At 37.5% G+C, this 4278-nt stretch carries 4 protein-coding genes and 1 pseudogene; all 5 read right to left on the reverse strand.

Annotation, left to right across the window (positions count from 1 at the left end; genetic code table 11):
- Nucleotides 1-650 (reverse strand): annotated as a pseudogene (locus tag ACILQF_RS11035) (cytochrome c oxidase subunit II); the annotation flags it as partial.
- A gap of 39 nt (nt 651-689) precedes the next feature.
- Entirely contained in the window at nt 690-1910 is a 1221-nt protein-coding gene (locus ACILQF_RS11040) for a quinol:cytochrome C oxidoreductase (protein WP_395627463.1), read from the reverse strand.
- 17 nt (nt 1911-1927) lie between these two features.
- Entirely contained in the window at nt 1928-2521 is a 594-nt protein-coding gene (locus tag ACILQF_RS11045) for a c-type cytochrome (RefSeq protein ID WP_395627466.1), read from the reverse strand.
- Complete coding sequence (locus ACILQF_RS11050; protein ID WP_395627464.1) at nt 2505-3041, reverse strand: DUF3341 domain-containing protein; 537 nt, start codon at nt 3039-3041, stop codon at nt 2505-2507. Before ACILQF_RS11050 ends, ACILQF_RS11045 begins: the two co-directional genes overlap by 17 nt.
- A gap of 12 nt (nt 3042-3053) precedes the next feature.
- The coding region (gene nrfD / locus ACILQF_RS11055) for an NrfD/PsrC family molybdoenzyme membrane anchor subunit (RefSeq protein WP_395627465.1) at nt 3054-4278 on the reverse strand (1225 nt) is incomplete at its 5' end.

A 4278-nucleotide genomic window follows, 5' to 3' on the forward strand; every position in this document is an offset into this window, starting at 1 on the left:
GAGTTATTATGTGGATAGAAATATGCCTTTCTATTTTCAGATCCTCTATACTTGAATGAGAAGCCAAAGAGTGCAATATGAGTTAAAATAAATACGATAGTTGTTAAAATCAAAGTGATTTTAAACATAAAGTCGATATCAAGACCATGGACTGATGCTGATTCGTGCATACTCATCGGACCTTGAACTGAATATGACCAGTAAACTCCATAAATACCCACTAGTAAAAGTATACCAAGTAAAACACCATTTATTCGCTGGTTATCTAGCGTAGACTTTTGCCCTTGCATATCGCGACTTATTTCATACACTTTAAGAATTTTCCCAACTATTGCAATAAAAATGCAAACTAAGAGAAACATAAGTAAATAATAAGAGCCTATGCGATAAGCCTCAGAGTAGTCCTTAGCTTCTACTAGAGGTTGCAGATTTTTATAACGCGCAACTGTATCTACCGCAGTACTAATTAATGGTAAAGATGAAGGCGACGATACAGATATAGCAGATTTTGCCGCGCTATCGATAGCTGCCGTTGTTGAACTAACCGTTGAATCCTGAACCTGGGCAAACACTGAATTTCCCATTACAGTAAACGTGCACACTAACAGTGCAGCTACAGTTCTGATATTAAAAATTTCTCTTAACCTCATTTTATTCGTTGTATTTTCTTTTGCTATTAAGAATTATTATTAAATCTGGTGATTTATACTCTCCTCTAAGAAAGGATGATTTTTAGCCACCAAAGATCTTTTGCTAATTTGGTTTAGGGTGAAAAACATGAACAATCCCACAAACCCGATTGCAATACCAATTTCAATTATTCCAAAACCTCTATGTGATTCTACTGTACCCGGCATTATCATCATATAATAATCTAACCAATGTCCACATAATAATATGATACAAACGTACATCAATCTATTCATCTGGCGCTTAGAATCTCTAGCCATTAAAACTAATAGAGGGGCTAGGAAATTAATAATAATATTTAACCAAAACCACGGAAGATATTCAGGTTCCCAACGCTTATAAAAATAAACAGTTTCTTCTGGGATGTTTGCATAATAAATTAGCAAAAATTGAGAAAACCATATGTAAGTCCAAAAAATAGAGAAGGCAAAAATAAATTTACCTAAATCATGTAAATGATTCTCATTAACCCAGCTTAAATAACCAGCTTTTTTCATGAAAATTACAATAAGTGTAATCACACATAAACCACTTACCCACATGGCCGCGAAATTATACCAACCAAACATCGTCGAAAACCAATGTGCTTCCAATGACATGATTGTATCAAAGGCCCAGAGCGGAGTTGTGAAACCGAAAATAATTAAGAAAATTGTAGACCACTTGAAGCTTTTGTCATAAAAAACTAAACCGCCATCTGCTTCTTCACGTTCAGAATATTTAGCAAATAACCAAGCGAAAAAGCTGTAAGCCCCTAAAAACAAAACTAATCTTGTTAAAAAGAAGGGTACATTTAAGTATCCCGATTTCCCAGCGATAAGTTTATCATAGGCGGGACTATTAGGATCTGATAAACCCTCAGCATTCCAGTGATGATACAAATTATGTGTCAAAAGACCAGAAGCAGAAACTATAATAAGAATTAAAGAAGCTACAGGAAGCACTCTCGACATTGCTTGAGGTATTCTGATTAACCCGGTGGCCCAGCCTGCTTGTGCAACATATTGCAAAGCAATAAAGAATAAGCCTGTTGCGCACACGCAAGTAAAGTAATAAGCCATTAAAAGCAAGTTAGCGAAAGTACGCTCCTGCTGTCCTGTAACAAAACCAAAGGCAGCGGCAAGAACTCCTACCACTATTGCTATTAAGGTCCAGGTTTTTAATTTTCCCGAAAATGTAAATTGTTCCGTGAAATTATGAGTATGATTATGATTTCCCATCTGGTTTTAGCAATTGACTATTGTAATTTTTGTAATTCATGAACGTACATAACAACTTTCCACCTCTGCTCAGGGGTTAATTGCGATTTGTGTGGACCCATAAGGTTAACACCATGTGTGATTGTATGGTAAATTTTACCATCAGTTAAATCTTTCATAGAACCACCTCTAGAAGAATTTCCTGTTCCATAAGAAGGTGGAGCAGGAAACTTACCTAACTTAACGATCGAACCATCACCCTTACCCTCTAAACCATGGCACTGAGAACACATATTAAGATAAAGAGTTTTACCCTGCTCTAGCGTTGGAACAGAAACAGGCAATGGATTACTTAAAGATGCACCCGCTGCCACATATCCTTCATTGGTATTTGGATAAACATCGTTTTTATCGAAGCCAACCGGCATTGTTCCTGCAGGAGGTACTTGTGCTGTTTTACCGTCTTTAAAATTCTTATTAGCTTGATCAGGATTGTAAGCAATCGGATCATACATATTTCGTGCAAATTCTAATCCCGTACTTCTATTATCCGAACAAGACGAAATAACTGAAGCCGCAGCAACAGTTAAGAAAACGATACAAATTATTAGGAGCTTATTCATAACTAACATATTTCCTTTCGTTGTGCTTAACTTCAACAGCACCTGCTTCTTTTAAAATATTATCAATTTTATCATGTTCTGCATTGTCTTTTGCATCAATTGCAATTACAAATCTATCATTTGTAGCACGCAGATCCATTACTCTTGGCGCACGACCTGGAGCCAAATGGTTAACGAAAAAGTAAGTCCCAACCATTCCAAATGCCGCGAACAAAACTGTCAATTCAAACATAATTGGCACAAAGTCTGGGAAAGCAAAGTGAGGCTTACCACCAACGTTCATTGGCCAATCAATAACCAACATGTAGGTGATCATTGAAATGGCAGTTATCGTTCCTGTTAAACCAAAACCAAATGCCACCCTTCCTAAGCGTGAGCGCTTGATTCCAAGCTTATCTTCAATCCCGTGAATAGGCATCGGGGTATAAACATCATAGATACTGACCTTATTTTCTTGAAGCTTACCTATTCCATGCATCAGATCATCTGGATCCTCAAAATGACCTAAAATATATTTTATATTACTCATCTGTATAATTTCTTATTGACCTACCCTTGGTGAAACACTATCATATTTCTCAAGAGATTCAAGATAATAATCTGCTTGGCCCTTATCTACTGCCTTGTCTTCAATTAGTTTTCGCTTGGCCTGATCACTTGAACTCTTAAGCAAGAGCTTAACCTCAGCCATCGCAATAGCAGGTAAAACCCTCAAGAACAATAAGAACAGGGTAAAAAACAAACCGATTGACCCAATGAAAATACCCACATCAACCCAACTAGGATAAAACATAACCCAACTTGAAGGAAGATAATCACGGTGTAATGAAGTTACTATAATTACAAATCGTTCGAACCACATACCTATGTTCACAACAATTGACAATAACCAAGATAGCGCGATACTTGTACGGATTTTTTTGAACCAGAAGAGCTGCGGAGAAATCACATTACAGGTCATCATGATCCAATATGCCCAAGCATACGGACCACTAACTCTATTCAAAAATGCATATTGCTCGTATTCAACACCAGAATACCATGCAATAAATAATTCGGTTAAATAAGCTACACCTACAATAGAACCTGTAAGAATGATGATCTTATTCATCGATTCAATATGGAACATAGTAATGTAGTTTTCAAAGTTCATTACTTTACGTGTTACCAACAATAAAGTCTGAACCATTGCAAATCCTGAGAAGATCGCTCCAGCAACAAAGTACGGAGGGAAAATCGTGGTGTGCCATCCAGGAATAACCGAAGTTGCAAAGTCCATGGATACAATAGTGTGTACCGAAAGAACAAGTGGAGTTGAAACACCTGCAAGTATCAATGATACCAATTCAAAACGCTGCCATGTTTTTACAGAGCCATTCCATCCAAAAGAAAGAATAGAATAGATACGACGACGGGTACCAATTGCACGGTCACGGATAGTAGCAATATCAGGAAGTAAACCTGTATACCAGAATACTAAAGAAACCGAGAAATAAGTGGAGATTGCAAATACGTCCCATACCAATGGGGAGTTAAAGTTCACCCACAAAGAACCATATTGATTCGGTAAAGGAAGAGCCCAGTGGAATAACCAAGGACGACCCATGTGGGAAATGATGTACGAAGCAGCACAAATAACAGCAAAAATTGTCATTGCCTCTGCCGATCGGTTAATGGAGTTTCGCCAGTTCTGACGAAAAAGGAGCAATACAGCCGAAATTAGCGTTCCGGCATGACCAATACCTACCCACCAAACGAAACCTGTA

This window comes from Daejeonella sp., assembly GCF_044232565.1.
Taxonomy (GTDB): domain Bacteria; phylum Bacteroidota; class Bacteroidia; order Sphingobacteriales; family Sphingobacteriaceae; genus Daejeonella.

Bases quoted from the DNA above. Each gene is read 5' to 3' on its own strand.
- ACILQF_RS11045 (WP_395627466.1), bottom strand. From the start codon at position 2,521: ATGTTAGTTATGAATAAGCTCCTAATAATTTGTATCGTTTTCTTAACT.
- ACILQF_RS11040 (WP_395627463.1), bottom strand. From the start codon at position 1,910: ATGGGAAATCATAATCATACTCATAATTTCACGGAACAATTTACATTT.
- ACILQF_RS11050 (WP_395627464.1), bottom strand. From the start codon at position 3,041: ATGAGTAATATAAAATATATTTTAGGTCATTTTGAGGATCCAGATGAT.